At 70.2% G+C, this 26,025-nt stretch carries 29 protein-coding genes, 1 pseudogene and 1 riboswitch; of the genes and pseudogenes, 13 read left to right on the top strand and 17 right to left on the bottom strand.

Going from position 1 to position 26,025, the window contains the following annotated elements; genetic code table 11:
• Window positions 1–49: 49 nt before the first annotated feature.
• Window positions 50–1,291 (bottom strand): metal-dependent hydrolase family protein, encoded by a 1,242-nt coding sequence (locus QWI33_RS15635; RefSeq protein WP_289958075.1) that lies wholly within the window; start codon window positions 1,289–1,291, stop codon window positions 50–52.
• Between the two features lie 161 nt (window positions 1,292–1,452).
• Between QWI33_RS15635 and QWI33_RS15630 the strand changes: the two genes are divergently transcribed.
• Complete coding sequence (locus tag QWI33_RS15630; RefSeq protein WP_289958074.1) at window positions 1,453–1,938, top strand: cupin domain-containing protein; 486 nt, start codon at window positions 1,453–1,455, stop codon at window positions 1,936–1,938.
• A gap of 3 nt (window positions 1,939–1,941) precedes the next feature.
• On the opposite strand, the gene QWI33_RS15625 is transcribed toward QWI33_RS15630, so the two are convergent.
• The 6 genes from QWI33_RS15625 to QWI33_RS15600 form a co-directional block, all read right to left on the bottom strand.
• Window positions 1,942–2,661: a ComEA family DNA-binding protein gene (locus QWI33_RS15625; protein WP_289958073.1), complete on the bottom strand. Its 720-nt coding sequence runs from the start codon at window positions 2,659–2,661 to the stop codon at window positions 1,942–1,944.
• Between the two features lie 161 nt (window positions 2,662–2,822).
• Window positions 2,823–3,710 carry a succinate--CoA ligase subunit alpha gene (gene sucD / locus QWI33_RS15620; RefSeq protein ID WP_289958072.1) on the bottom strand — a complete coding sequence of 296 codons (888 nt, stop codon included), beginning with the start codon at window positions 3,708–3,710 and terminating at the stop codon, window positions 2,823–2,825.
• Window positions 3,711–3,714: 4 nt separating this feature from the next.
• Complete coding sequence (gene sucC / locus QWI33_RS15615; RefSeq protein ID WP_289958071.1) at window positions 3,715–4,893, bottom strand: ADP-forming succinate--CoA ligase subunit beta; 1,179 nt, start codon at window positions 4,891–4,893, stop codon at window positions 3,715–3,717.
• Window positions 4,894–5,601: 708 nt separating this feature from the next.
• Window positions 5,602–6,048 carry a cobalamin B12-binding domain-containing protein gene (locus QWI33_RS15610; protein WP_270117170.1) on the bottom strand — a complete coding sequence of 149 codons (447 nt, stop codon included), beginning with the start codon at window positions 6,046–6,048 and terminating at the stop codon, window positions 5,602–5,604.
• 115 nt (window positions 6,049–6,163) lie between these two features.
• Window positions 6,164–7,213, bottom strand: coding sequence for a hypothetical protein (locus tag QWI33_RS15605; RefSeq protein WP_289958070.1), 1,050 nt, complete (start codon window positions 7,211–7,213; stop codon window positions 6,164–6,166).
• Between the two features lie 127 nt (window positions 7,214–7,340).
• A complete protein-coding gene (locus tag QWI33_RS15600) occupies window positions 7,341–7,712 on the bottom strand; it encodes a MarR family winged helix-turn-helix transcriptional regulator (protein ID WP_289958069.1) in 372 nt (123 codons plus the stop codon).
• A gap of 140 nt (window positions 7,713–7,852) precedes the next feature.
• Here QWI33_RS15600 and QWI33_RS15595 point away from each other — a divergent pair, with 140 nt between their 5' ends.
• Entirely contained in the window at window positions 7,853–9,301 is a 1,449-nt protein-coding gene (locus tag QWI33_RS15595) for an MFS transporter (RefSeq protein WP_289958068.1), read from the top strand.
• A gap of 75 nt (window positions 9,302–9,376) precedes the next feature.
• Here the strand turns inward: QWI33_RS15595 and QWI33_RS15590 are convergent, their stop codons facing one another.
• Genes QWI33_RS15590 through QWI33_RS15580 form a run of 3 tightly spaced genes read right to left on the bottom strand, consistent with a single transcriptional unit; the run spans window position 9,377 to window position 12,908 of the window.
• Complete coding sequence (locus QWI33_RS15590; RefSeq protein ID WP_289958067.1) at window positions 9,377–11,863, bottom strand: ABC transporter permease; 2,487 nt, start codon at window positions 11,861–11,863, stop codon at window positions 9,377–9,379.
• 2 nt (window positions 11,864–11,865) lie between these two features.
• Window positions 11,866–12,669 carry an ABC transporter ATP-binding protein gene (locus QWI33_RS15585; RefSeq protein ID WP_289958066.1) on the bottom strand — a complete coding sequence of 268 codons (804 nt, stop codon included), beginning with the start codon at window positions 12,667–12,669 and terminating at the stop codon, window positions 11,866–11,868.
• Entirely contained in the window at window positions 12,666–12,908 is a 243-nt protein-coding gene (locus QWI33_RS15580; protein WP_289958065.1) for a hypothetical protein, read from the bottom strand. Before QWI33_RS15580 ends, QWI33_RS15585 begins: the two co-directional genes overlap by 4 nt.
• Before the next feature lie 188 nt (window positions 12,909–13,096).
• Between QWI33_RS15580 and QWI33_RS15575 the strand changes: the two genes are divergently transcribed.
• The 3 genes from QWI33_RS15575 (at window position 13,097) to QWI33_RS15565 (ending at window position 15,849) form a co-directional block, all read left to right on the top strand.
• Window positions 13,097–14,404 carry a sensor histidine kinase gene (locus QWI33_RS15575; protein ID WP_289958064.1) on the top strand — a complete coding sequence of 436 codons (1,308 nt, stop codon included), beginning with the start codon at window positions 13,097–13,099 and terminating at the stop codon, window positions 14,402–14,404.
• A complete protein-coding gene (locus QWI33_RS15570) occupies window positions 14,392–15,039 on the top strand; it encodes a response regulator transcription factor (protein ID WP_289958063.1) in 648 nt (215 codons plus the stop codon). The genes QWI33_RS15575 and QWI33_RS15570 overlap by 13 nt, the downstream gene beginning before the upstream one ends.
• A 99-nt stretch (window positions 15,040–15,138) precedes the next feature.
• The gene (locus tag QWI33_RS15565) at window positions 15,139–15,849 is read left to right on the top strand and encodes an MIP/aquaporin family protein (protein WP_289958062.1); all 711 of its coding nucleotides are present in this window, start codon (window positions 15,139–15,141) and stop codon (window positions 15,847–15,849) included.
• Window positions 15,850–15,900: 51 nt separating this feature from the next.
• Here the strand turns inward: QWI33_RS15565 and QWI33_RS15560 are convergent, their stop codons facing one another.
• Entirely contained in the window at window positions 15,901–16,338 is a 438-nt protein-coding gene (locus QWI33_RS15560) for a thermonuclease family protein (RefSeq protein ID WP_289958061.1), read from the bottom strand.
• Between the two features lie 115 nt (window positions 16,339–16,453).
• Here QWI33_RS15560 and QWI33_RS15555 point away from each other — a divergent pair, with 115 nt between their 5' ends.
• From QWI33_RS15555 to QWI33_RS15525, 7 genes and pseudogenes are all read left to right on the top strand, one after another.
• Window positions 16,454–17,824, top strand: a complete 1,371-nt coding sequence (locus tag QWI33_RS15555) for a cell division protein PerM (RefSeq protein WP_289958060.1) — start codon at window positions 16,454–16,456, stop codon at window positions 17,822–17,824.
• Window positions 17,825–17,879: 55 nt separating this feature from the next.
• Window positions 17,880–18,509: a phosphoribosylglycinamide formyltransferase gene (purN, locus tag QWI33_RS15550; RefSeq protein ID WP_353895489.1), complete on the top strand. Its 630-nt coding sequence runs from the start codon at window positions 17,880–17,882 to the stop codon at window positions 18,507–18,509.
• A gap of 80 nt (window positions 18,510–18,589) precedes the next feature.
• Window positions 18,590–18,874 (top strand): hypothetical protein, encoded by a 285-nt coding sequence (locus tag QWI33_RS15545; protein ID WP_289958058.1) that lies wholly within the window; start codon window positions 18,590–18,592, stop codon window positions 18,872–18,874.
• Window positions 18,871–19,170 carry a ribbon-helix-helix domain-containing protein gene (locus QWI33_RS15540; protein ID WP_289958057.1) on the top strand — a complete coding sequence of 100 codons (300 nt, stop codon included), beginning with the start codon at window positions 18,871–18,873 and terminating at the stop codon, window positions 19,168–19,170. Before QWI33_RS15545 ends, QWI33_RS15540 begins: the two co-directional genes overlap by 4 nt.
• Before the next feature lie 96 nt (window positions 19,171–19,266).
• Window positions 19,267–19,695, top strand: a pseudogene (locus tag QWI33_RS15535) (VanZ family protein); the annotation flags it as partial.
• A gap of 81 nt (window positions 19,696–19,776) precedes the next feature.
• A riboswitch (ZMP/ZTP riboswitch) is annotated at window positions 19,777–19,940 on the top strand.
• Window positions 19,941–19,966: 26 nt separating this feature from the next.
• Window positions 19,967–21,508, top strand: coding sequence for a bifunctional phosphoribosylaminoimidazolecarboxamide formyltransferase/IMP cyclohydrolase (gene purH / locus QWI33_RS15530; protein WP_289958055.1), 1,542 nt, complete (start codon window positions 19,967–19,969; stop codon window positions 21,506–21,508).
• A gap of 121 nt (window positions 21,509–21,629) precedes the next feature.
• The gene (locus tag QWI33_RS15525) at window positions 21,630–22,094 is read left to right on the top strand and encodes a hypothetical protein (RefSeq protein ID WP_289958054.1); all 465 of its coding nucleotides are present in this window, start codon (window positions 21,630–21,632) and stop codon (window positions 22,092–22,094) included.
• 42 nt (window positions 22,095–22,136) lie between these two features.
• Here the strand turns inward: QWI33_RS15525 and QWI33_RS15520 are convergent, their stop codons facing one another.
• The gene (locus tag QWI33_RS15520; RefSeq protein ID WP_289958053.1) at window positions 22,137–22,469 is read right to left on the bottom strand and encodes a hypothetical protein; all 333 of its coding nucleotides are present in this window, start codon (window positions 22,467–22,469) and stop codon (window positions 22,137–22,139) included.
• A gap of 193 nt (window positions 22,470–22,662) precedes the next feature.
• Between QWI33_RS15520 and QWI33_RS15515 the strand changes: the two genes are divergently transcribed.
• The gene (locus QWI33_RS15515) at window positions 22,663–23,016 is read left to right on the top strand and encodes a TFIIB-type zinc ribbon-containing protein (RefSeq protein WP_270117193.1); all 354 of its coding nucleotides are present in this window, start codon (window positions 22,663–22,665) and stop codon (window positions 23,014–23,016) included.
• An 83-nt stretch (window positions 23,017–23,099) separates the two neighbouring features.
• Here the strand turns inward: QWI33_RS15515 and QWI33_RS15510 are convergent, their stop codons facing one another.
• The 5 genes from QWI33_RS15510 to QWI33_RS15490 are packed head-to-tail and all read right to left on the bottom strand — an operon-like array spanning window position 23,100 to window position 26,025.
• Window positions 23,100–23,618 (bottom strand): SUKH-4 family immunity protein, encoded by a 519-nt coding sequence (locus QWI33_RS15510; protein WP_289958324.1) that lies wholly within the window; start codon window positions 23,616–23,618, stop codon window positions 23,100–23,102.
• Window positions 23,618–24,151 (bottom strand): SUKH-4 family immunity protein, encoded by a 534-nt coding sequence (locus tag QWI33_RS15505; RefSeq protein ID WP_289958052.1) that lies wholly within the window; start codon window positions 24,149–24,151, stop codon window positions 23,618–23,620. Before QWI33_RS15505 ends, QWI33_RS15510 begins: the two co-directional genes overlap by 1 nt.
• Window positions 24,152–24,192: 41 nt before the next feature.
• Window positions 24,193–24,837, bottom strand: coding sequence for a hypothetical protein (locus tag QWI33_RS15500; RefSeq protein ID WP_289958051.1), 645 nt, complete (start codon window positions 24,835–24,837; stop codon window positions 24,193–24,195).
• Between the two features lie 36 nt (window positions 24,838–24,873).
• Window positions 24,874–25,521 (bottom strand): hypothetical protein, encoded by a 648-nt coding sequence (locus tag QWI33_RS15495; RefSeq protein WP_289958050.1) that lies wholly within the window; start codon window positions 25,519–25,521, stop codon window positions 24,874–24,876.
• Between the two features lie 6 nt (window positions 25,522–25,527).
• On the bottom strand, window positions 25,528–26,025 hold the full coding sequence (locus QWI33_RS15490) for a WXG100-like domain-containing protein (protein ID WP_289958049.1): 498 nt from the start codon (window positions 26,023–26,025) through the stop codon (window positions 25,528–25,530).

Here is a 26,025-nt window from a genome sequence, read left to right as displayed (position 1 = left end):
GGAAGGGTTGGAACCCAGCTTAAACGCCCCGTTCCGGGCGGGGCCGCGATCAGCGGGGGACCGTGAGGCGGTCCGCTTTCACCTTGCCGTCCTGCATGATCAGCCGCAGGTTCGCCTCGGGGTCGGTGAGCACGCGGAGGTCATCGAGGGGGTCGCCGTCGATGACGAGGAGGTCGGCGAGGGCGCCCGGGACGACCTGCCCGAGTCGGCCTTCCTCCTTGAGGAGCCTTGCGGCGGTGACCGTGGCCGAGCGGATGACGGCGGCCGCGGGGAGGACCGCGCCGCGGATCGCGAACTCCTCCAACTGGTGCCGGCGCATGCCGCCGAGGAGGTCGGAGCCGTAGCAGAGGTTCACGCCGGCGTCGTGGGCGAGTTCGAGGGCGCGCAGGCCCGCGTCGAGCACGATGGGGTTCTTCGCGATGCTGGCCGGCGGGAGCCCGTGCTCGGCGCCTTCGGCGGCCATGCGCTGGTAGGTGACCAAGGTGGGCACCAGGAACGCGTCGTGCTCCAAGAACAGCTCCACACTGGACTCGTCGAGGAGGTTGCCGTGCTCGATGGAGCGCACCCCCGCGGCGAGGCCCCGGTTGATGGCCCGCGCGGTGTAGGCGTGCCCGGCGACGTACCGGTTCGCGGCCTCGGCCTCTTCGACGATCGCGCGGATCTCCTCGACCGAGAACTGGGTCGAGTCGATCCGGTCGGTCGGCGAGGCCACCCCGCCCGACAGCATGATCTTGACGTGGAACGCGCCCGTGCGCAGCTGCTCCCGCGCGGCGCGGCGCACCTCGTCCACCCCGTCGCACACCATGCTCAAATCGGGGCAGCACTGGTGGTCCTCGCGCACGCTGCGCCCGCGCGGGCGCCCGTCGCCGTGCCCGCCGGTCTGCGAGAGCGCCTTGCCGCCGAAGTACAGCCGCGGGCCGTCCACGACCCCTTGCGCGACCGCTTCGTGCAGCCCGAAGTCCGCCCCGCCCGGGTCGCGCACGGTGGTGAAGCCGCGGTGCAGCATCTCCCGCATCTCCTTGGCGGCCTGCAAAGCGACGTACGCGGGCGACTCGTCGGCCAGCCCGGCGAGGTCCGCGCTGTGGGCGTTGACGTGCGCGTGGCAGTCGATGAGGCCGGGCATGAGCGTCCGCCCGGCCAGGTCGACCACCCGGGCGTCCCCGGGCGCCTCGACATCGGGCCCGACCTCGGCGATCTCGTTGCCGCGCACCAGCACGCGCTGGCCGCGGATCAGTTCGCCCGCGGCGGTGTCGAGCACGGCGGCCCGCTCGAACAGTACGGTCCCGGTCATCGGCTCTCCCAGTCTTCACGGCCGCAGCGCACTTGCCGCGCGGCTAGCTCCGTGGTCAAATATGCCTGACCGACCGGCACGGTCGGACACGGGCCCGGCTCCGGAGGCGAAGCCTCCCGGACTGCCGCGACACTGGCCGCACGGAAGAGAGGGCGAGAGCCATGACCTATCCCGAACCGAAGTACTTCGGCGACGACGGCGAGATGAGCGCCCACTTCCGGCCCGTGTCGGCCCCGCCGGACCTGACTTACCCGGACCGCGTCTCCGTCGACTACCTCGCCACCGGCGCGTCCACGAACGGCCAGTTCGGGCTCTACCAGTGGAACTCGACCGGGGCCCGCTCCGGCCCCGCGCCGCACTTCCACCGCACCATCTCGGAGTCCTTCTACATCCTCTCGGGGACCATCACGATCTACAACGGCGCCGAGTGGGTCGACCACGAGCCCGGCGACTTCGTGCACGTCCCCGAGGGCGGCATCCACGGCTTCCGCAACGAATCCGGCGAGCCCGCCTCGATGCTGCTGATGTTCCACCCCGGCGCGCCCCGCGAGTCGTACTTCGAGGGCCTGGCGACGGTGGGGGAGCTGTCCGAGGAGGAGCGCCGGGACTTCTTCGCGCGCCACGACAACTTCTGGGTCGAGGGGTGACCCCTACGGCATGAGCAGCGCGTACTCGCGCAGGTGACGCTCGAAGCCGGACGCGATCCCGACTTCGACGATCACCTCGTCGATGCTCTGGAACGGCCCGGACCGCTCCACGCGCTCGCGGACCTGCCGCGCGGTCGCCTCATTGAAGCCGGGGAGGTCCCGCAGGACCTCGACGGCGGCGTGGTTGAGGTCCACGAGCCCGCCGTCGTCGAACTGCCGCGGCAGGTCGGGGCGGCCGACGCCGCTGCGCTTCGCCAGCGCCGGGTCGCCTTCGGCCAGCCGCCGGGCGTCCTGGCGCATCCGCGCCGCACGGTCGAGCGCGGGCGCGACCCAGTCCTGGCCGGGCACGGCCGGCCTGGCCGGTTTGGGTGCGGCGGGGCGCGGTTCCACAGGGGCCCAGACGTATCGGCGGATCGTGAGGAGGTGCGCCGAGGCGACGACGGTGGACGTGAGGAGCGAGAGGAAGGCGAGCAGGCTGGCCCATCCCGGCGTCTCCCCGACCGGGAACGGCAGGAGGAACGCGAAGAACCCGATGAGCGCGGCCAGGTAGAGGATCAGGGGCCCGATGGTGGTCGCGGTGGGGCGGCGCCCGACGGCCATGGCGCAGGCGATCGGGGCGCCGAGGCCGGGGATCAAGGGCAGGAGCGCCCATCCGACGGTCGCCGCCCCGCGGGCCGCCGACGGGCGCGGGCGGTCGTCGGGGCCGTGGGGTGTGTCAGGCATGCGGTCATGCTATCGATGCGGCACCAGGTCGGGACGGTTCGTCACCGGTCCGTGCCGGCGGTGGTGCCTGATCGTTGCGAGAGCGAGGGGCGGCGCCCGTCCCCGGGTACGGCGAAGGGCCGGACGGTGCAACCGTCCGGCCCTCGTCTCGCCTTGTGCCCCTAGAGGTTCTCGATGACCTCGCGCATGAGGCGCGCGGTCTCGCTCGGGGTCTTGCCGACCTTGACGCCGGCGGCTTCGAGGGCCGCCTGCTTCGACTCGGCGGTGCCGGCCGAGCCGGAGATGATGGCGCCCGCGTGGCCCATCGTCTTGCCCTCGGGGGCGGTGAACCCGGCGATGTAGCCGACGACCGGCTTCGTCACGTGGTTCTTGATGTACTCGGCCGCGCGCTCTTCGGCGTCGCCGCCGATCTCGCCGATCATGACGATCGCCTTGGTCTCGGGGTCCTCTTCGAAGGCCTTGAGGCAGTCGATGTGGGTGGTCCCGATGACCGGGTCGCCGCCGATGCCGACGGAGGTCGAGAAGCCGAGGTCACGCAGCTCGTACATGAGCTGGTAGGTCAGCGTGCCCGACTTGGAGACGAGGCCGATCGGGCCCGTGCCGGTGATGTCGGCGGGGGTGATGCCCGCGTTCGACTTGCCGGGGGAGGCGATGCCGGGGCAGTTCGGTCCGACGATGCGGGTCTTGTTGCCCTTCTCCTCGGCGTAGTTCCAGAACTTCACCGAGTCGTGCACCGGGATGCCCTCGGTGATGACGATCGCCAGTTCGATCTCGGCGTCGATCGCCTCGATGACGGCGTCGCGGCAGAATGCCGGGGGCACGAACACGACGGAGGTGTTGGCGCCGGTCTCGGCCATGGCCTCGGCCACGGACGCGAACACCGGGAGGCTCACGCCGTCGACGTCGACCTTGGTGCCGGCCTTGCGCGGGTTCACGCCGCCGACGATCTCGGTGCCGGCCTTGAGCATGCGGCGGGTGTGCTTCATGCCCTCGGAGCCGGTCATGCCCTGGACGATGACCTTGGAGTTCTCGTTGAGGAAGATCGCCATTGGACTAGGCCCCCTTGTTCGCGAGCTCGGCGGCCTTGTCGGCCGCGGCGTCCATGGTCTCGACCACGGTGATGAGCGGGTGGTTCGCCTCGGCCAGGATCTGGCGGCCGGCCTCGGCGTTGTTGCCGTCGATGCGGGCGACGAGCGGCTTGGTGACGTCCTCGCCGCGGTCGGCGAGCGTCTGGAGCGCGCCGAGGATGCCGCGGGCGACCTCGTCGCAGGCGGTGATGCCGCCGAAGATGTTCACGAACACGCTCTTGACCTGCGGGTCCGAGAGGACCACTTCGAGGCCGTTCGCCATGACCGCGGCTGAGGCGCCGCCGCCGATGTCGAGGAAGTTCGCGGGCTTGACGCCGCCGTGGTTCTCCCCGGCGTACGACACGACGTCGAGGGTGGACATGACGAGGCCGGCGCCGTTGCCGATGATGCCGACGGAGCCGTCGAGCTTCACGTAGTTCAGGCCGGAGTCCTTGGCGCGCTGCTCGAGCGGGTCGACGGCCGACTTGTCCTCGAACTCGGCGTTCTCGGGGTGGCGGAAGTCCGCGTTCTCGTCCAGGGTGACCTTCGCGTCGAGCGCGAGGACCTTGCCCTCGGGCGTGCGCACGAGCGGGTTGACCTCGACGAGCGTCGCGTCCTCGGACACGAACGCGTGCCAGAGCTTGACGAACACGTCGACGAGCTGGGTGCGCAGGTCCTCGGGGAACCCGGCGCGGGTGACGATGTCGTTCGCGATGTCCGCGTCGACGCCGACGCCGGCGTCGATCGGGAGCTTCACGACCTTGTCGGGGTCGGTGTGGGCGACCTCTTCGATCTCCATGCCGCCCGCGGTCGAGGCGATGCACAGGAACGTGCGGTTCGCCCGGTCGAGGAGGTAGGAGAAGTAGTACTCCTCGTCGATGTCGGCGGTCACGGTGAGCATGACCTTCTCGACGGTGTGGCCCTTGATGTCCATGCCGAGGATGTTGGTGGCGTGGGTCTTGACCTCGTCGACGTTGTCGGCGAGTTTGACGCCGCCCGCCTTGCCTCGGCCGCCGACCTTCACCTGTGCTTTGACGACCACCCGGTCACCGAGGCGCTCAGCGAGCTCCACGGCCTCCTGCGTGGTGGTGGCGACGCCGCCGTCCAGTACCGGCACGTTGTGCCGGGCGAACAGTGCGCGGCCCTGGTATTCGTACAGATCCACTGTAGAGTCCGCTCCACTAGCTAGTCTTCTTTGACCGGACGGCCTGGCCGCCCCGCCGGTGGGCGGGGATCGGGTGCAGGTGCCCGTTCCCGCAGGGTAACCCTAAGCGAGTGGGGCGAAGCGTGCGGCGGGCGACCGGTGTGACGAGTCTGGCGGCGAACGGGCCGAAGCGGGGATTTCGCACAAACGCGGCGGTGGACCGTGAGGCGGGGCGGCCGTTCGCCGAGGTCGGGTGTCGGAACGCGGTCGCCCCCGATTCGATGATCGCCCAGGGGTACGACATGCCGCGGGGCCCGGAACGGGCGCGCACAGTACTCGGGCAGCGTGGATTCGCGGGCGTTCAGGGGGCATAGAGGCGGGGACCGGACGCACCCCTCAGGCGTCCGGTCCCCTTAGCGGAAATCAAGCCCACCCCTCAAAGGCTTGACTCCCTTAGGCACGATGCCCTATCGCCACCCCTCAATCGACAGGGCATCGGCAGTTTGTGGCACAGCTCTATGAGCCGTGCGATATTGCCGCGAACCCGCTCGGAAGTGAACTTCCGGTGCCGCGGCGGCCTTTCTCAATAGCGGCCTATCGAACCGCTGCCGATGCGTCTTCCGCTGTATTGCACTGCGTCCGACACTATTAAGAACGAGGGCGCTCGCGGCCGGTTACGGTCTTCTCAGAATATTTTTTGGCGTCGGCGTTTTCGCAGCTCAATACCGATCAGACGGCCGCAGGGCGGCCCTGATCGGGTGAGGCGACTCCAGGCGAGGGAACATGGCCGCGCACCCATTCGGCGATCACCTGCGTCGAGGCGCCGGGACCGAATATCGCGGCCACTCCCGCTTCGCGCAGTTGCGCCGCGTCCTCCTCGGGAATGATGCCGCCGCCGAAGACGACGATGTCGCGCGCATCCGCTTCGTCGAGTAGTCGCAGCACTCGCGGGAACAGCGTCATATGCGCTCCGGAGAGAATGCTCAAGCCGATCGCGTCGGCGTCCTCCGCGAGCGCGGTCGCCACGACCTGCTCGGGGGAGTTGTGCAGGCCGGTGTAGATGACCTCCAGCCCTGCGTCGCGCAGTGCCCGCGCCACGACCTTCGCGCCCCGGTCGTGCCCGTCGAGGCCGACCTTCGCGACGACGACCCGGATCGGTGTCCCGGTAGCGGACATAGATGTACCTCCTCGTACATGTGGCCGCGGCCCGCACGGCGCTCTTGGCGATCCGTGCGTGCCGCGGCCGTTGCTTACGAGTGAGCTTAGTCGCGTCCGGTGTGAGGCGGTAGGGCTAACCGCCGTAGGGGGCCTGCGGCGGCTGCTGCCCCTGCTGCGGGTAGCCCGGAGGCGGCGGCGGGTACGCGCCCGGCTGCTGCTGCTGCGGGCCGGGTTGGCCGTAGCCGGGAGGCGGCTGCTGGCCGTACTGCTGCTGGGGCTGCTGCGGGTACCCGGCGGGCGGGTAGCCGCCGGCGACGGCCGGGGCGCCCTTGATGTAGTCCTTGACCTCTTGCTTCGTGAGGTACAGGAAGCTGGCGTAGCCGTAGGCGCCGGCCGCGGCGAGGTTGAGGAGCAGGCTGAACACGCCGGCCCCGCCGGTGATCGCGAGCGAGCCGATGCCGCCGAGCGCGCCGAGGAGCGACAGGCCGGCGGCGACCATGACGATGATGATGCCGGTGAGGCGCAGGCCGCTGGACTCGATCTTGCCCTTCGGGAGCGCCCAGCCGTACCAGCCGAAGGCCGCTGCCAGCGCGATGCCGATCACGCCGAAGAACATGAGGCCGCCGCCGCCGAACACGAACTGCGAGGCGGCCACCATCGACATGATGCCGCTGAGGATGCCGATGCCGGCGCCGATGAGGACCATGAGGCCGATGTGCTTGATCCCTTGGGGCGCCTCGCCCTGCGGGACGCCGGGCTGGGCTTGCGGGAAGCCCGGCTGCTGCTGCGGCGGCGGGCCCGGGAAGGGCTGCGGCTGCTGGCCGTAGGGCTGCTGGGGCTGCGGGACGGGGCCGCTGCCGAGCGGGTTCTGCTGCTGGGGGGGCTGCCCGGCCGGCTGGAAGCCGGTCTGCGAGCCGCCCTGCTGGGGCATGACGGTGGTCTCGGCGAAGGAGGCGACGTTCGGCTCTGCCGGGCCGGTCGGGTTGCCGAGCGGTGAGGGCGGCGGGGGCGGGGTCGCGGCAGCGCCGGGTCCGCCTTGGCGCTGGATCTTCATCGTGCGGTCGAGACCGGACTCATCGCCTGCGGGGGTCGGGGCGGGCGCGGGTGCGCCGCCTGCGGCGCCGGGCTTCAGTTTGAAGGTGCCGCCGTCGTCGTCGGGTTGTTCGTTCTCTGGGGGAGTCATTGATTCCACGCTCCACGGGCCGGATCGGTTGTGACTGCTCTCGCCTTCACCATACCGACCGAGGCTGGGAGTCGGGGAAAGCCGTCCAGCCCGGTGCGGGAGTGCCAACGCCCCCAGGGGTGTCGGACTAGGCGCAGGCCTCCGCGCGGGCGGAGGCGGCCGGGTCGGTGAGGTGCTTGACGAGGACGGCCCGGTGGGTGGGCTTGGCGGCCTCGAACCGCTCGAGGCCCGCGGGGGTGAGCATGAGGAAGTTGGCGCGGCGGTCGAAGTCGCACGCGGCGCGGGTGACGAGTCCGGCCTTCTCGAGGCGGGTGACGGTGCGGGAGAGGGCGCTCTGGCTGAGGTACATCTCGGCTTCGATGTCCTTCATCCGGGCCTTGCCGCCGGCCTTGTCGCCGCAGGCGCGCCCGAGGATGAGGAGCACCTCGAACTCGCTGAGGCCCAGGTCGTGCCGGGCCTGCAGTTCGTTCTCGAGCTCGCAGGATGTGTTGTGGTACACGCGAAGTGTTTCAGACCACTTGGCGCATACGTCTACGTCGGTTCCAGCCTCCATGACCAGCACATTACCATGTCAAGACATTTAATGTCCACTCATTAGATGTGTTGACATCCAATGCGCGTGCATGTAAGTTTCTGGTCATGACGATCACCGAAACCAAGCCGCCCCACTCCAACGAACTCCCCGAGACCCCCGATCACGACGCACATGCCCCGAGCCGATGGGGGCCAAAGCTCTGGGGGGTCCTGTTCGTCGCCGGCCTGGCGATGTTCCTCGACGCCCTCGACGTCTCCATGGTCGGCGTCGCGCTCCCGTCCATCGGCGCCGAACTCGGCCTCGAGACCAGCTCGCTGCAGTGGATCGTCAACGGCTACATCCTCGGCTACGGCGGCCTGCTCCTCCTGGGCGGACGCATGGCCGACCTGCTCGGCCGCCGCCGCGTCTTCCTCGCCGCGCTCGTCGTCTTCGGCCTCGCCTCCCTCGTCGGCGGCCTCGTCGACAACGAGGGCCTCCTCATCGCCTCGCGCATCGTCAAGGGCGTCGCCGCCGCCTTCACCGCCCCGGCCGCGCTCTCGATCATCACCACCACCTTCAAAGAAGGCCACGACCGCAACAAGGCGCTCTCGATCTTCACCGTCTTCGGTGCGACCGGCTACGCCTCGGGCCTCATCGTCTCCGGCCTGCTCACCGGCATCGACTGGCGCCTGACGTTCTACGTGCCCACGGTCGTCGTCGCCGCCGTCATCATCGCCGCGTTCTTCGTCATCCCCAAGAGCGAAGGCGAGCACGGCCGCATCGACTTCGGCGGCGCCGTCCTCCTCACCGGAGGCATGCTCGCCGCGGTCTACACCATCGTCACCGTCCCCGAGCACGGCTTCACCGCGCTCACCGTGTTCACCACCATCGCCGCCGTCATCCTCATCGCCGCGTTCCTGGTGCTGGAGAACAAGATCAGCGAACCGCTGGTGCGCCTGGGCATCCTGAAGGTCAAGTCGATCGTCCGCGCCAACCTCGCCGCCATGGCGATCTTCGGCTCCTACATCAGCTTCCAGACCATCGTGTCGCTCTACCTGCAGAACACGCTCCAGTGGGGCCCGCTGCAGATGGCGCTCGCGCTCGCCCCGGCCGGCATCATCGTCGCGATCCTCTCGCCGCTCGCCGGCAAGTTCATCGACCGCTACGGCACCACCCCGATGATCATCGCCTCGATGGGCTCGTTCGTGCTCGGCTACGTGTGGTTCATCGTCCGCGCCGGCGACTCGACGCCCGCCTACTTCGTGGACTACCTGCCCTCGTTCCTGCTGCTCGGCCTCGGCTTCGCCATCGGCTTCTCGGCCACCATGGTCCAGGCCACCGAGGGCATCGACGACGACGAGCAGGGCCTGGCCTCCGGCCTCGTCCAGACCTCCGGCCAGATCGGCGGCGCGGTCGTCCTGGCCGTCGTCACCGGCCTGATCTCCGGCGGCGTCACCACCGGCATCGGCCAGTACACGCCCGGCCTCTACCTCGTCACGGTCGTGGCGATCGTCGGACTGCTCGCCAGCGCCACCGCGCTGCTGGGCCGCCGCGCCGCGGTCGAAGCCGCCTAACTCCACAGAACAACACCCGCGCACGTGGGGCCGCCTCTCCAGGCGGCCCCACGTGTGTTTCCCAGTGAATCCGGTCTATTCGGCCGCCGCCGCCAACGCGGTGAGCGGCGTCCTGAGCGCCTTGCGGGTGGGGATCGCGATGGCGGCGTTCGCGATCAGCGCGGTGAGCGCCGCGACCGCGGGGATCACCCACAGCGGGCCCTGCGGCCAGGGCTCGCCGAGGAAGACCAGGCTCAGCAGCGTCATCGGCAGCACCGAGACGGCCAGTCCGGCGCCGATCGCCAAGGCGCACAGGAACACGGTCTCGCGGCGCATCATGGCCCGCACCTGGCGCGGGGTCGCGCCGGCCGCGCGCAGGCCCGCGAACTCGCCCCTTCTGCGGGCGGTGGCCGCGACGAGGCTGTTGGCCGCGCCGAGCATCACGTAGCCGCAGAGCACGAGCGTGACCATGACGTTGAGCCACTGGTCGGGGGTCATCCCGGTCGCCGTGTAGGGGACCGTGGCGCCCGCTTCGACGGTGAGCCCGGGGATACCCGCGGCCCATGCCGATACGGCCGCCGCGTCACCGGTGGCGAGTGCCGCGTCGTAGAAGCGGGGCCCGGCATGGCCGGTGACGAGGTCGGCGGCGAGGATCACCGTGCCGAAGCCGAAGCCGCGCCCGTAGGTGGCGGCGACCTCGGCGTCCACGCGGGTGCCGTCGGCCAGGGCCAGGTCGATCCGGTCCCCGACGCCGGCGCCCCAGAGGCGGGCGGTCGCGGCGTCGAGGGCGACGGTGTCGCCGGTGAGGTTCGCGAGGTCGCCCGCTTCGAGGTCGAGGTCGGCGACCTGGTCGATGCCGGGGCTGAACGCGAGCGCGGGGAGCGGGTCGGCCGCTTCGTCGCCCGCCGTCTCGTAGAGGCGCAGCACGTCGGTGTGGATGACGCCGACGGCCGCGTCGACGCCGTCCTCATTCCCGAGTGCGGCGAGCTCTTCGGCGCTGATGCCGCCGGTGACGGTGGCGTCCGCCATCGCGCCTTCCGCGATCTCGGCGGCGGCGGTCTGCGTGAACGTGGACTGCGCGGAGACCTGCGTGACCGTGAGGCCCACGGCCAGGGCCAGGACCGCGACGGCTCCGGCGGTGCGCCGGGCGTAGGCGCGGCCGTTGTTCGCCGCCAGCCACGCCGGTGCGGCGGTGTTCGCGCCGGACTTGCGGGTGGTGAGCCGCACGGCGATCTTGACCAGGGCGGGCCCTGCCAGGGCCAGGCCGATCACGGCGGTCAGGGTGGCGGTCGCGGCGGAGGCGAACGCGGCCTCGCCGGGAACGACGAGCGGCATGAGCGCCTGCGTGATCGCCATGGCGATGACGAGCAGCCCGATGACGGTGCGCACGCGCCCGCTCTTGAGCGGTTCGACGCGGGATTCGGCGACGGCCGCGGTGGCCGGGAGCCGGGAGGTGCGCATGGCGGCGATGCGGGCCGCGAGCTGCACGGTGAGGAGGAGCAGTGCCGCGGCGATGAGGCCGCTGGCCGGGGTCAAGGCCACCGGCAGGCCTTCGGGCATCATCCCGGACCCGGCGAGGAACGCCGTGAACCGTTCGGCCAGCAGGTAGCCGAGACCGATCCCGGGGACCAGGCCCGCTGCGGCGACGATGGTGGCCTGCGATGCGACGAGCCGCCGCACCTGTCGGGGCGTGGCGCCGACCGCGCGCAGCAGTGCGAGGTCGCGGCGCTGGCCGGCGACCGCGACGCTGATCGCGCCGCCGGTGATGAAGCCGACGAGCAGCACGATCGTGGCGGCCAAGGCGATGGACAGTTCAATGAGTTCGCTGCGGGCGGTGCCGCCCGCGAGGATCTCGGCGTCGCCGCGGGCGTCGCCGGTGACGACCTCGAAACCGGTGCCCGACAGGGCGGACCGCACGTCCGCGGCGACCGTGTCGGCGTCCCCGTCGACATCGACGGCGATGAGGTCGGCCTGGCCCGCGCCGTGCCCGGCGAGGCCCAGAGCGGTCGCCGCGTCGGTGTAGAGGCCCTGGCCGGGCAGGTCGGCGACGGCGCTCACGGTGAACTCGGTGGTGCCGACCGCGGTGGTGAGGGCGATGGGGTCGCCGGGGTGGAGCCCGGCCGCGTCGGCGGTCTCGGCGTCGAGGACGACCTCACCGGCGCCGGGCGCGGGCGTGGGAGCGCCGAAGAGCGCGGCGGTGTCCCAGCTGTGGCCCTCGATCGCGGTGCCCGCGAGCCGCGCGGTGAACGTGAGGTCGGCGGCCGCACCCGCCACGCCCGGCACCGACGCGAGGTCGGCGGCCAGGTCGGCCGGGAGGGTCTGCCGTTCGGGGAACGGGATGTCGGGGTCCTCGGCCACCGGGTGGCGCTGCGGGGCCGCCACGAGGATCTCGGCGTCCGCGAGCCGGTCCGGCGCGAGGTGGGAGGTCACACCGGTCTCGCCGACCACGGCGGTGGCGGTGACCATGGCGGCCCCGCCGAAGACCGCGCAGGCCACGGCGATGAGGCTGGCGACCCGGTGGCGGGCCATGCTGAGCGAGGGCCCGGCCATGGTGAGCCGGCCGCCCGGGAGCGGGGAACGCAAGGTCAGCGCCTCCGCAGACCGGCGAAGATCGCGGCGAGCTGCGCCGCGCTCGCCCCGGGCACGTAATGCTCGATGCGGCCGTTCGCGACCACCGCCGTGGCGTGCGCGCGAGCGGCCGCGGCCGGGTCGTGCGTCACCATGACCACGGTCTGCCCCGAATCGTCCACCAGCTCCCGCAGCAGGTCCAGGACCTCAGTGGCCGTGTCCAGGTCGAGCGCCCCCGTCGGCTCGTCCGCGAACACCACCTCAGGGCGGGCCGCGAGCGAACGAGCGATCGCCGCCCGCTGCTGCTGGCCGCCCGAGAGCTCCGCGGGGCGCCGGTGCAGCAGGTCCGCGATGCCCACCCGTTCGACCAGGTCCCGCAGCCAGCGCTGGTCCGCCGGGGCCCCGGCGAGGCGCAGCGGCAGCGTCAGGTTCTCCTCGACGGTGAGCGACGGCAGCAGGTTGTACGACTGGAACACGAACCCGATCCGGCTGCGCCGCAACCGGGTCCGCTGGTTCTCGCTGAGCTTCCCGATCTCGGTCCCGCCGATCCGGACCTCGCCCGACGTGGGCGTGTCGAGCCCGGCCGCGCAGTGCAGGAGGGTCGACTTGCCCGACCCCGAAGGGCCCATGACCGCCAGGAACGAGCCGCGCCGCACCTCGAGCGAGACGCGGTCCAGCGCGGCGTGCGCTCCAGTCGAATTTACGGCTTGCAAGCGGGCGCCGCGGGTGTCATAGGTCTTCGTGACGTCGTTCAGCAGCAGCGCCGGAGGCCGGCCCGTCTCGGTCAGCGCGGAGGGGCGGGGAGCGGTGAGGGTGCTCAACGCTGCCCCCCGGCGACCCGGTGCTTGCGGTTCTTCACGGCGCGGACGATGAGCACGACACCGCAGGCCAGCGCCAGCGCCCCGAACGGGACGGCGAGCAGCGGCAGCCCGACGGCCTGCAGTCCGGTGTTCAGGACGACACCGGCGGCCAGGCCGGTCCACAGGGCGATGCCCATGATCGTGAAGTGCCCGGCCGCGGGCCGCGGCGGCGGTTCGGTGATGCGGTACTGGTCGTTCATGGCGCTCCCCCAACGGATCGGATCGGATGTCCAAACGCTATGGCGAATCGCGCTGCGGCCCAATGCGGCTGGCTTGCCGATTCACAGGGGGGCCTGGTGCAGGCCCGGTGGTATAGCCAGCTCTACCGACGATCCGGCCCGCGACAGGTAGCTTTCAGAGTCGACCTGAACCTGGAGAGGGGGCGTGGATGGTCCGCGAACCGATGCGGCGGGCGAAAGCCTGGATCGACGCGCAGCTGCGCCCCGAAGGGGAGGTCGCCGACCTGTGGGCGCTGCTCCTGGCGTCGCTGCGCGCCTCCGGCTACGGCATCGTCGGCGCCGGATTCGCGTTCCTCGCCCTCTACACGATCCCGCTGCTCCTGCTCACCTTCGTGCTCGCGGTCCTCGGCCCCGGCCGGCTCCTCATCCGGCCCATGACCCGCTGGGTCCGCACCATCGCGGGCCTGGAGCGCGGGCGGCTGCGCCGCCTCGGCTACGAGGTCAAGAACCCCTACCTCGGCCCCTACATCGACACGCCCCGGAAGTTCCGCGAGCTCAAGGCCGACCCGAGCGTCCGCCGCGACCTCACCTGGCTCCTCATCCACGGCACGTGGGGCCTCATCCTCGGCGCGCTCCTGATCCAGCTGCCGCTCACCGCCGTCCACGACGTCTCCTACCCGCTGTGGTGGATCTTCGCCCCCGAATCCGAGCAGAACCTGCTCAACGGCCTGCTCAAAGCCGACACCGCGAGCACCGCGCTGCTCGGCTGCGCCACCGGCGTCGCCGTCTTCGCACTGTGGATCCTCTTCGGCACCAGGATCCTCGACTTCCAGACCCGGCCCGGCCGGTCGTTCCTCGGCCCCGACCCGGGCATGGACCTCTCCGAGAAGGTCGCCCGACTCACCGCCACCCGCGCCGCCGCCCTCGACGCGCACGCGGTCGAACTGCGCCGCATCGAACGGGCCCTGCACGACGGCGCCCAGAACCGCATCGTCGCCGTCAACGTGCTCATCGGCGCCGCCCGCCGCGAGATCGACCGCGACCCCGCCCGCGCCGACCAGATCCTCGAACGCGCCCAGGACACCGTCGAAGGCGCGCTCGCCGAACTGCGGGCCGTGGTCCGCTCGATCCTCCCGCCCGTGCTCGAGGACCGCGGCCTGACCGGGGCGCTCAGCGCGCTGGCCTCCGACTGCGCCGTCCCGTGCACGCTCGAGGTGGACGTGGAGGGCCGCTGCCCGGCGAGCGTCGAGGCCACCGCCTACTTCGTGGTCGCCGAGTCCCTCACGAACGTGGCCAAGCACTCCCGCGCGTCCAGTGCCTCGGTCGAGGTGCGTCGCACGGGGAATACCCTCAACGTGCTCGTGACCGACGACGGCCGCGGCGGCGCCGACGCCGCCGGCGGCTCGGGGCTCGCGGGGATCGCGCGCCGCGTCGAGGCGCTCGACGGCACCGTGGCCGTCCACAGCCCTGTGGGCGGGCCGACCGAGATCAGAGTGGAGCTGCCATGCGGATCGTGATCGCCGAGGACGACTTCCTCCTGCGCGAGGGCCTCAACCTCGTCCTGCAAGGGGAGGGCTTCGACGTCGTGGCCTCAGTGGGCGGGCCCGAGGAGTTCCTGGCCGCCGTCGAGGAGCACCGGCCCGAGCTCGCGGTCGTGGACGTGCGGATGCCGCCGACCCACACCGACGAGGGCATCAAGGCCGCCGTGGCCGCGCGCCGCGCCCACCCGGGCCTCGCCGTGCTCGTCCTCTCCGCCTATGTGGAGCAGAGCTTCGCCACCGATCTGCTCGCGGACGGCGCGCGCAGTGTCGGCTACCTGCTGAAGGAGCGCGTGGGGCGCGTCGACGCGTTCGTGGAGGCCCTGCACCGGGTCGCCAAGGGCGGCACCGCGATCGACCCCGAAGTGGTGGCGCAGCTGTTCGCGCAGCGCCGGGCCGACGACCCCGTCGAGCGCCTGACGCCGCGCGAGAAGGAGGTCCTCTCGGTCATGGCCGAGGGGCTGGGCAACCAGGCGATCGCCCAGCGGCTCTTCATCACCGAGAACGCCGTCCACAAGCACATCCGCAACATCTTCCTCAAGCTCGACCTCACCCCGGACGACCAGACCGACCGCCGCGTCGCCGCCGTCCTGCACTACCTCGAACGCGCCTGAACGAGCCGCCCGCCCAGTCCGAAATGGTCGAAAGCGGCACGTGCGTTCGCAAATCCTGCGACCCTCGAACGCGAGGAGAGCGGGATTGAGGGGGACGTCATGCGCGAATTCTGGGCCGAGCTGCTGGGCACGTTCATCCTGGTGTTCTTCGCCGTCGGATCGGCGGTCTACGGCATCGAGACGATCGGGTTCGTCGGCGTCGCCCTCGCGTTCGGCCTGGTGCTGCTCGCGCTCGCGTACGCGGTCGGCCCGATCACCGGCTGCCATGTCAACCCCGCGGTCACCCTGGGCGCACTGCTCGCCAAGCGCGTCGACGCCGCGACCGCCGGCAAGTACTGGAGCGCCCAGTTCATCGGCGGCATCGCCGGTGCGGCGATGCTCAAGTTCATGACCACCGCGGGCGACGTCACCGACCAGACCGGGGTGCTCGGCGCGAACGACTACGGCGCCACGGTCAACCTCGGCGGCGCGATCGTCATCGAGATCCTGATGACGTTCCTGCTGGTCTTCACCGTCCTGGCCGTCACCAGCAAGCGGGGCCAGACGCCCCTCGCGGGCGCCGCCATCGGCCTGGTGCTGGCGATGGTCCACCTCGTGGGCATCCCGCTCACGGGCACGTCGGTCAACCCGGCCCGCTCGCTCGGCCCGGCTCTGTTCGCCGGCGGCGAGCCGCTCGCGCACGTGTGGGTGTTCATCCTCGCGCCGCTGGTCGGCGGCATCCTCGGTGCGGTGGTGCAGACGCTGATGTACGCGCACCAAAGCGAGGGCGAGGCCGTCGAGGCCCAGCTGCCGGCGAGCTCCGAAGACTAGAACGACGCCGACGGGCACTCCCTCCGCGAAGGGGTGCCCGTTTCGCGTGCGTCAGTCGTGGACCTTCGAGGCCCACATGCCGCGGCGCTCGGCCTTGGCCAGCTTTTCGGCCTTGCGCAGCGTGTCGCCGATCGTGAGCTCCTGCTGCCGCAGGATGTAGGTGTGCGCCATGCCCTCGGCGACTGCCAGAACGGCGTAATTCATGCCGTTCTCCATCACCACGTGCATGAGGAGGCGGTCGTACTGGTCGTAGGCCGGGTCGCCCGGGTCGGTGAAGAGGTGCACGGTGCGGCCCTCGAGCTTCTTGCGCGCGTACGCCTTCGCCTCGGCGCCCCAGTCCTCCTCCTCGCGGAAGCCGCCGGACTCGGGGGAGTTGATCCCCATGATGCGCACGCGGACCTTCTCGCCGTCGACGACCGCGCGGAACGTGTCCCCGTCGACCACGTCGACCACGTCGACCGTGGCGTAGAAATCGCCCGGACCTTCCATGTGCTGCCTCCTCCCGGCCGGCCCCAGTAGCCGGACGTTCGGCTGCCATCCTCGCATTCCGAAGCCGTGGACGGGAACCGTCCTCCGCGTGCCCGGCTGTGACAGACTGGTCGGCGTGGAGCGACGACCGAACCGACGCCCTGGCAGAGCAGGGTCCGCGCAGCGGGACACCGTACGCATCGACGCGCCGGGAAACGGTTCCGCGGTCGACGCTCCGCCGCGCGGCCGCACCGCCGACACCGAAGTCGTCGACACCGCCGCCTACGCCAAGCGCGCCAAGGCGAAACGCCCGCGAGCGCTCCTCGCGTCCGCGCTCGCCACGACCGTGTGGGCCGCGACCGTCATCTTCACGCCGATCCTCGTGGTCGTCATCCTCGGCTGGTGGCAGGCCGGCGCCCAAGGCGCCGTCTCCACCGTCGCCGCCGCCGCGGGCATCGCCTGGCTCTCCGGGCACGGCGTGCCCGTCGACATCGGACCGCTCCACCTCAGCGTCGCCCCACTCGCGCTCACCGTCCTCGTCTTCTGGCGCCTCGCCAAGGCCGCCGCCGGGACCACCCGCGCCATCGGCGGACGCGACGCCGCCGCCGTCCGCGCCGCCGCGGGCCTCGTCACGATCCTCTACACCGGACTCGTCGCCGGCGTCGCCGCCCTGAGCACCACCGGCCCGTTCGCGGTCGACCTGCTCCCGGCCCTGCTCCACGCCGTGCCGCTCATCGTCGCCGCCACCGCGTTCGGCGCCGCCCGCGAAGCCGGCGTCCTCCCCTGGGACACCGCCTCGGTGTGGATGCGGCGCGGCCTGCGCACCGGCATGACCACCGCCGGGGCCCTGCTCGCCGTCGGCGCCGCCGCCACCGGCGTCGCGTTCGCCGTGCGCGGCCCCGCCGTCGCGGACACCATGGGGCTCTACGGGAACGAATCCTGGATCGTCGCACTGCTCAGCCTGGTCTACCTGCCGAACTGCGCCGTCTGGGCCGCCGCGTACATCACCGGCCCCGGCTTCGCCGTCGGCGCGGGCACCGCCGTGCAGACCTCCATGATCGAACTCGGGCCGCTCCCGGCGTTCCCCGTCTTCGCGGCCGTCCCGGGCGCGCCCCTGCCCTCCTACGCCACCATCCTCATCGGACTCCCGCTGATGCTCGCGGCCGTCTTCGGCGTCATCCTCACCTACCGCTCCCCGGACCTGCGCGTCCCGCGCGTCACCACCGCCGCGACCGTGGCCGCCGCGACCGCCGCCGCCGTCCTCGGCCTGCTCTCCTACCTCTCGGGCGGCGCGGCCGGCAGCAACCTCATGGCCGACCTCGGGCCCGACCCGCTCGCCGTCGCCGGCATCGCCGCCGTCCAGTTCCTCATCGGCCTCCTCGGCGCCGCGCTCATCGCCCGCCTCTTCGCCGTCCACCGCCGCGCCGCCGAGGCCGAGCTGGTGCGGAGGGACACGGTGGTCATCCCCGAACCCGCGCCGAACCGCGACGACGCGTTACCGTACTGACGTGACCCAAGCATCGCCGCCCGTGCCAACCGAGGGCTCGCAAGCTTCGCCGACCATGCCGACTGACGGCTCGCAAGCTTCGCCGAAGCGGCTCGTCGTCCTCGTCTCCGGCTCCGGCTCCAACCTCCAGGCCCTCATGGACGCCTGCGCGGACCCCGCCTACGGGGCCGAGGTCGTCGCCGTCGGCGCCGACCGCGAGGGCACCTACGGCGCCGAACGCGCCGAGAAGGCCGGCATCCCCACCTTCGTCCACCGCGTCAAGGACTACCCCGACCGCGACGCCTGGGACCGGGCCCTCACCGAGGACGTCGCCTCCTACGAGCCCGACATCGTGGTCTCCGCCGGGTTCCTCAAGCTCTGCGGGCCCCGCTTCCTCGCGGCCTTCCCGGGGCGCTACATCAACACCCACAACTCGCTGCTCCCGGCGTTCCCCGGCATGAACGGCCCCGGCGAAGCCCTCGCCGCAGGCGTCAAACTCGCGGGCGCGACCCTCTTCATCTGCGACGCGGGCGTCGACACCGGCCCGATCATCGCCCAGTGCGCGGTCCCGGTGGAGGACGACGACACCGTCGACACCCTCACCGAGCGCATCAAGGAAGCCGAACGCGCCCAACTGGTCGCCTCCGTCGGCCGCATGGTCCAAGGCGGCTGGAAGGTCGAAGGCAACCGCGTCCGCCTCGGCTAGATCGCTCAACCCGAAACGGATCTCGCGCATCGGGGTATCGCTGCGCCCATTTCTGGTTTACGCTTGTAAACATCGAAGACGTGCAGGAACGATACCGATTCGACGAGGCTTCGTACGACGCCATCGCCTCGGCCGGACTCCACTGGACGGACGCGCAGGAGGTGCTGCACGGGAAACCGCTGGTACGCCACCACATCGGTGCAGTGCTGCGGGTCATGGGGCAGGACCGGCGGGATCGCTGGATTCTTGTGGCGTTGATCGAGGAGGCGATCGACAACGAGTTTCTCGTGGTCGCCGCCCGGTTCATGGACACCGCCGAAATCGCTGTCGTCGAACGGATCTTCAGGGAAGGAACCGAGTCATGACAAGCCGAGAAGAGGCGCTGCGGGCGCTCGAATCCCGAGACCTTACGGGGGCCTACATCGACGACGTCAAGCGACAGGTCTCGATCGTGCACTCGGTCCGCGTCGACCAGGAACTCTCCGAATGGATCGCGGCCGAGTCCGATCGGCGCGGCGTGAGCCCCAGCCTGATCATCCGCGATGCCCTGATGGAGGCCAAGGCCGCGCAGGCGAGCGACGAGACGGTCACGCTGAAACTGAGCGATCTGCACCGGGCCGTCAACCGCCTCGTGCAGCCGATCGGCTACCGCACGGCTTAGCCGAGCGAGTCATGCTCGGCTAGGGTTCCGAACATGAACGCTCCCCTTGCCATCAACGCGCTCGAGACCACCACGGTCTTCGTATCGATCGCCTTGGTGCCGTTGGGGTTGCTCACGGCGTGGGTCCTCGCCGCCGCAAGGATCCGGCGCGGCGTGCCGAACCGCACCGCCTGGCGGTTCTCCGTCGCCGAGGTCGGGGCCGTCTTCGGGACCCTGCCCTGGCTGTTCCTCGTGCTCACGCCCCGCGGCGGCGACGGCGGCCTGCAGCCGGTCCCGTTCGCCGACCTCATCGACCTCGCCTCCGCCGACCCGCGCACGATCATCGAGCAGCTGGTCGGCAACATGCTCCTGTTCTTCCTCGCCGGGCTGTTCGTGCCGCTCCGCTTCAAGGTCGGGCTGCTCGCGGTGTTCCTCGGCGGCGCCCTCGGTGCGGCACTGGTCGAGACCGCGCAGTACGCGTTCGGCACCGGCCGGGTCGCCTCGATCGACGACGTCCTGCTCAACGCCGTGGGCGCGCTGCTCGGCGCGCTCGCGTCCCGGCGCTGGTGGCGGGCCTCACGGAGGCGCGAAGCGGCCGGTGAGCCGGCCCCGGCGGCCGTGTTACGCTCGGCTGGTCGCGACTGGCGAGTGACGTCTTTCGAGGTTTCCCGTGGCACGGACCGGGCAGCTCGTTGTTGAGGGGGAGCCTTCTGAGACGTTCACGGGTGGAGTACCACCAGGGAGCGGCACTGCTGAACCTGTTACTGCGGTCGAACGCCTGGGCCGCAGTCATTAGACCATCAGGAGCAGTGCATTCATGTCCGAGCGCAAGCGCATTCAGCGAGCCCTCATCTCAGTCTTCGACAAGACCGGCGTAGTCGAACTCGCCGCAGACCTCCACAAAGCGGGCGTTCAGCTCGTCTCCACCGGCTCGACCGCCGCGCGCATCAGCGAGGCCGGCATCCCCGTCACCAAGGTCGAGGACCTGACCGGGTTCCCCGAGATCCTCGACGACCGCGTGAAGACCCTCCACCCGAAGGTCCACGCCGGGATGCTCGCGGACGTGCGCCGCGAATCCCACCGCCAGGAGCTCGAAGACCTCGGCATCGAGGCGTTCGACCTGTTCGTGGGCAACCTCTACCCGTTCCAGGACACCGTCGCCTCCGGCGCGGGCTTCGACGACATCGTCGAGAAGATCGACGTCGGCGGGCCCTCCATGACCCGCGGCGCCGCCAAGAACCACGCCAACGTCGCGGTCGTCGTCGACCCCGCCGACTACGACCTCGTGCGCACCGCCGCGGTCGAGGGCACCACCGCCGCCGAGCGGCTCCGCCTGGCCGCCAAGGCCTTCGCGCACCTCGCGACCTACGACGCGGCCGTCGCATCCTGGCTCTCGGAGCAGTCCACCGAGGCCGCACTCCCGGACTTCCAGGCCGTGCCGATGACCAAGCTCGCGGACCTGCGCTACGGCGAGAACCCGCACCAGGCCGCCGCCGTCTACGCGGCCCCCGGCGCGGCCGGGCTCGCACAGGCCGAGCAGCTGCACGGCAAGGCCATGAGCTTCAACAACTACACCGACGCGGACGCCGCCTGGCGCGCCGCGCACGACTTCTCCGAGCCGTGCGTCGCGATCATCAAGCACGCCAACCCGTGCGGCATCGCCGTGGGCGACTCGATCGCTTCGGCACACCGCGCCGCGCACGAGTGCGACCCGGTGAGCGCCTTCGGCGGGGTCATCGCCGCCAACGGCCAGATCGACGCCGAGGCCGCACGGCAGATCGCCGAGATCTTCACCGAGGTCGTCGTCGCGCCGTCGTTCACCGATGAGGCGCTGACGATCCTCTCCGCGAAGAAGAACATCCGCCTCCTGCGCGCCCCCGAATGGGTCCCGGCCGAGCTGGAACTCAAGCCGATCTCGGGCGGTGTGCTCGCGCAGCGCCCCGACCGCATCGACGCGGACGGCGACGACCCGGCGAACTGGACCCTCGCCACGGGCGACGCCGCCGACGATGCGACCCTCGCCGACCTCGCCTTCGCTTGGCGCGCAGTGCGTTCGGTGAAGTCGAACGCGATCCTGCTCGCCTCCGGCGGCGCTTCGGTCGGCGTCGGCATGGGCCAGGTCAACCGCGTCGACTCCGCGAAGCTCGCGGTCGAGCGCGCGGGTGAGCGGGCCAGCGGCTCGGTCGCCTCCTCGGACGCGTTCTTCCCGTTCGCCGACGGCCTCCAGATCCTCATCGACGGCGGCGTCAAGGCCGTCGTGCAGCCGGGCGGATCGGTCCGCGACGAAGAGGTCATCGCCGCGGCGAAGGAAGCCGGCATCACGATGTACCTGACCGGGACCCGGCACTTCACCCACTAGTGACCTGAGACTCGTTGGCGGGCAAGGAATTACCACGATTCCCTGCCCGCCTCGGGCATCTTTGCGGACGGTCGTCCACGTATGGAGAGCGAGAACCTTCGCACAACCGAAAGGTGTTCCCATGCGCAGAAGAGCATTCGGCACGGCTTCGGCCGCCGCCGTCGCAGGGGTCGTCGGCGGCATCGCCGTAGCGTCCTCGGCCTCCGCCGACAACGGCTTCCCGGCCGCACCTGCCGGCAGCGCCAACGTCCACGCCACGGAGACGCCGGTCGTCTCCGTCATGGGCCTCGGCGGGGCGACCTACCACCTTGTCGAGCCGGCGAGCTTCCGCATCTCCGAGTTCAGCTCGGTCGGGGACCTGGAGTGGTTCCAGTGGGGTCCCGACGTCGCTATCGCCACCGGCTACCTCCGCGGCCTGTGGATCGAGAACGAGGAGGGCCAGTACGACAACGTCACGGTCACCCTCTTCAACGTCCAGAACGGCTTCTTCACCGAGTTTTGGATCACCGGCCCGTTCGAGCAGCCCGAATACCCGAACGACTTCACTCACGGGTACTTCTCCACCCACCCCGAGGGCGGCTCTTGACTCACCGGGCCGGCCGTCGTTTCCGACGGCCGGCCCTCACACTCACGAAGCCCAGGTGACGCAGGCGCTCGGGACATAGCCCCACTCGTCGCCCGCGTAGTTGACGTACGCCCACTGGCTGGTGGTGGCGCCGCACGCGGTGTAGGACTGGCCGGGGACCAGGGCGCACTCGGCGTCGTAGGTGCGGCCGGCGGTCACCCAGCCGACGTCGCCTCCGGACGTGCCGGGCTCGGCCCAGACCGCGCGGTTCTCGTCCGCGACCGCCGCGCAGATCGCCGTGGCCTCCGCGTCCGCGGCCTGCGCCGCGGCCGCCGTTCCCGCGGTGAACGCCGTCGCCGCGGCACAGGCCAAGAGCGCCATCATCATTCGTTTCACGGTCCACTCCATTTCTGTCGACTTGCGGGGATTGCCCGCACCAAGACGACGCTGGCATGAACGCGCCCCGCTGTCGACGCCTGGACACCGTTCGTCGGATTTCTTACTCCAGGCGTTCCAGCTGAGAGAACTCACAGGTGGAGAGCCCGGTTGTGGTTGGGCATCCATGCGCGATCCACGATAGGTTGTTGTCATGATGCAGATGCTCTGTCCGAAATGTCAGAACCCCATGCACCAGTACGAGCGCAACGGCGTAGTCGTGGAGCAGTGCTCTGAGTGCAAGGGCATTTTCCTCGACCGCGGTGAACTCGAGCACCTGATGAAGTTCGAGCAGTCGTTCCACGCCGGCCCGCCGGTCGCCGCGGCGCCCCCGGTCTCCGCGGGCCCGCCGCCGCGCGACCCCCGCTACGACGACCGCCGTTATGACGACCGGCGCCGCGACGACGACCACCGTCGCGACCACTACGACGACCACCGCCGCAAGGACGACTACTACTACAAGAAGAAGAAAAAGAAGAGCGTCTTCGAAGACCTCTTCGACTTCTAGCACGAAGCGGCGACGCAAACGGACCGAGCGGCGTGGGCCCCTCGGTCCTCGTCGTCTGCCCGAGAACCGTGCTCGGGCCAGGCTCAGCCCAGTTCCTTCCAGACCCCGGGCCACCACTGCCCGTCTTGGAATGCGTAGGGGTCGATGCCGTTGAGTGTCGCCCTGAAACCGGGGTTGAGCACCTCGGCGAACCGCTGGGCGCCGGTCTGCTTCTTTCTCGCCTCGAACTGCCAGAGGAACTCGACGAACCAGCGGTACGAGGAGTTCACGCCGCGGACGCCGTTGGAGTTCCGGTCGAACTGCAGCACTTCGCCCGTCCCGGAGTCGAGGATGTACAGGATTTCGGGCGCTCGGGGGAGGATGCCGAGGACCACCAGCTTGGCATCGATCGTCGTCGCCCCGGCTCGCAGCTGAATCACTGAGAACGCACCGAGCGGCTCTGGGATCGCGTCGGCGTCATAGAAGCCTGCGAGCCGCCGCGGCACCCAGTCCTCGTCCGGCAGCTTGTCGGCGGGGACTCCGAGATCGAGCAGGCCTTGGCGCGGCAGCTCCATGAGGTCGTCGGGCCCCCACACGAATGCGGTCTTCGGGTCCAGCTCCATCACTCGAGCTCGCCTTTGAGCAGGAGCACGACCATGTTCCACCAGTTGTCGTGGCGCACGAAGGCGCTGGGGTCGATCGACTTCAGCTCCCGTTCGAGAATCTCGGCCCGGGCCGGGCGGGTCTCCTCGCCCTCGTCGGCCTCTACGAACTGCGCGAACCGGTAGAGGAACCGCGTGAAGGCGGCGAAGGTCGCGTTCACCGTCTCGAGCGTCATGTCCTCGGGGTCCATGAGGTGGATGACACCGGTGTCCGGGTCGAGCACGAAGAACGAGGTCGCCGTCTCGGGCATTTTGCCGAGGATGAGGAAGGTCTGGGTGTCGCCCTCCTCCTCGTAGCGGATCTCGAACTCGTCGAACAGGCTGAATTCGCCGTCGATGTACGACGTGAACGCCACCGACATGTCGATCGGGAGCAGGTCGACCTCCGGCCAGGTCGCGGCCGGTGCCGCGAACTTCGACCGCCATTCGGCCACGGGGACGGGGACGGTGTTCTCCTCGCCCCAGAGCTCCAGGTATTCCTCGCGGGTGGGCATGTGCCTCTCGATTCAACTCTCGTCGGGACCGCGACCTCGGATCACTCCTCGTCCTCGGCGGCTTCGAGACGGCGGAGGAGTTCCTGCCTTCTGTCACGCGGGACGGCGGCGTCGCCGAAGAGGTCCGCTCGCATTTCCCGCAGGAGATGGTACCAAGGGTCGGCTTCGATGCCCGGAAACTCGTCGTCCTCGAAGCCGAGGACCTCGGCCAGTTCCTCGAGGTTCTGGTAGTAGAGGAGCTCGTAGTCGAGACCGAGGGCGACCTCGTCGACGAAGGCGGCGAGGGACTCCTTGACGAACACGAAGTTGTCCCGCAGGTTCCAGTCCCAGGCGTCCGCGTCGTAGAACGCGACTTCGCCGGTCTGCGCGTGGAGGAGGATCGCCGTGGTCTCGGCCAGTGCGGACTCGCCGATGATGATCCAGTCGTGCTCGCCCGACCACTCGGTCTCGGACTCGTCGACGAGCCGTTTCCGCCGGCGGTCGGCCCCGTAGAACCACAACTGCCCCATGCGCAGGTCATCGCATACCGCGAGGAGCCGTTCCCGGGGGGTGAGGCGCTCGTCGGAGAGCGGCTCGCGCAGCCCCTCGGTCTTCCAGTCCCAGTACACGTTGGGAGGGAAGGCGATGTCGTCGCGGGAGAGTAGGTAGTCGATCTTCGCTTTGATCTGCTCGAAGTCGGTGCTCATCGTGCCCTTTCAGCAAACGGTCCGGTCCGCGAACGCCTATATGTTACGGCGGATCCCTGGGAGCTCCACGATCTCGATGAGGTCGCCGTCCTTCATGCCCATACCCGTCGCCTGGACGATCTGGCTGCGCAGTTGGGTGCCCATGCCGTTGTTGGTCTCGGCGTCGATCATGCGCAGGTTGTTGTGCAGTTGGTCCTTGCCGCCGATCTGCAGTTCCCTGATGTGGTCGGCCTCTTGCGTGTCGAGGACCCGCAGTCGCTTGTCGAGATATTTCTGAGCGCCTTCGACGTTGCCGCGATCCTCCATCTTGATCGCTCTGCGGATCGCCTTCTCCTCTTGGAGGTCGCGCTTCTTGGCTTGGGCGCCCTTGCGCTCCGGCTTGGTGTCGTCGACGTATCTGAGTTTGCCGTCCCTGCCGGCCTTGATCATCGCGTCGGTCTTCTTGCGGTAGTCCTTGGCGTTCCAGCCCTCGTGCCGCTGGACGTGCAGGGTCCATTTCTTGGTCACGGGGTTGTAGGTCGGCTTGTTCGGGACCGCGAGGTTGTTGTTGGAGCCCTTGTTGAATATCGGACGGTCGGCATGGCCCCGCGCCTTGTACTGGAGCTTGCGGCCCAGGAGGAGTTTCCGGATCGCGGGGGTGGCGATCTTTGATGCGGGAGTTCCGGGTGCGCGTTTCCAGGCCATCGCGTCCTAGGCTCCCATTGCCAGTCGCATGACGACCTCTTGCAGGATGCTCGAGATGATCTTGCGTCCGAGGGCGTAGATGGCCGGGAGCGCGGCGCCGGCGATGCCGAGGGTGGCGGCTGCGGCGGCGATGGCGGCGGCGATCTGGATGGCCAGGAGCACGAGTTGGACGATGACGGCGATCTTCAGGGCCAAGACGATGCCGGCGCAGATCATGAGGGCCGCGCCGCCGAGGTTCGCGCCGGTCACCGCGGTGCGGAGGGCTTCGGCGGGGGAGTCGTCGGCCTCCCACCACTCCTTGAAGGCGTCGATGCTCTGCCCGACGTTGTCGGCCCAGGCCCGCTGGGCGGTCTGGGCGGCTTCCTGGACCTTCGCGTCGATCTCGCCCGCGACCTCCATCCAGCCCTGGCCCATCTCGAAGAGCTGGTCTTCATTGGACATGGGCCAGTCGAAGCCGAGGATGTTGAGGATCTCTCCGAGCTGGGGAGGCAGATTGATGACCAT

It is taken from the genome of Glycomyces tritici (genome assembly GCF_030403505.1).
Note: the sequence above shows the minus strand (reverse complement) of the source record. Positions and strands in the feature narration are given on the sequence as shown.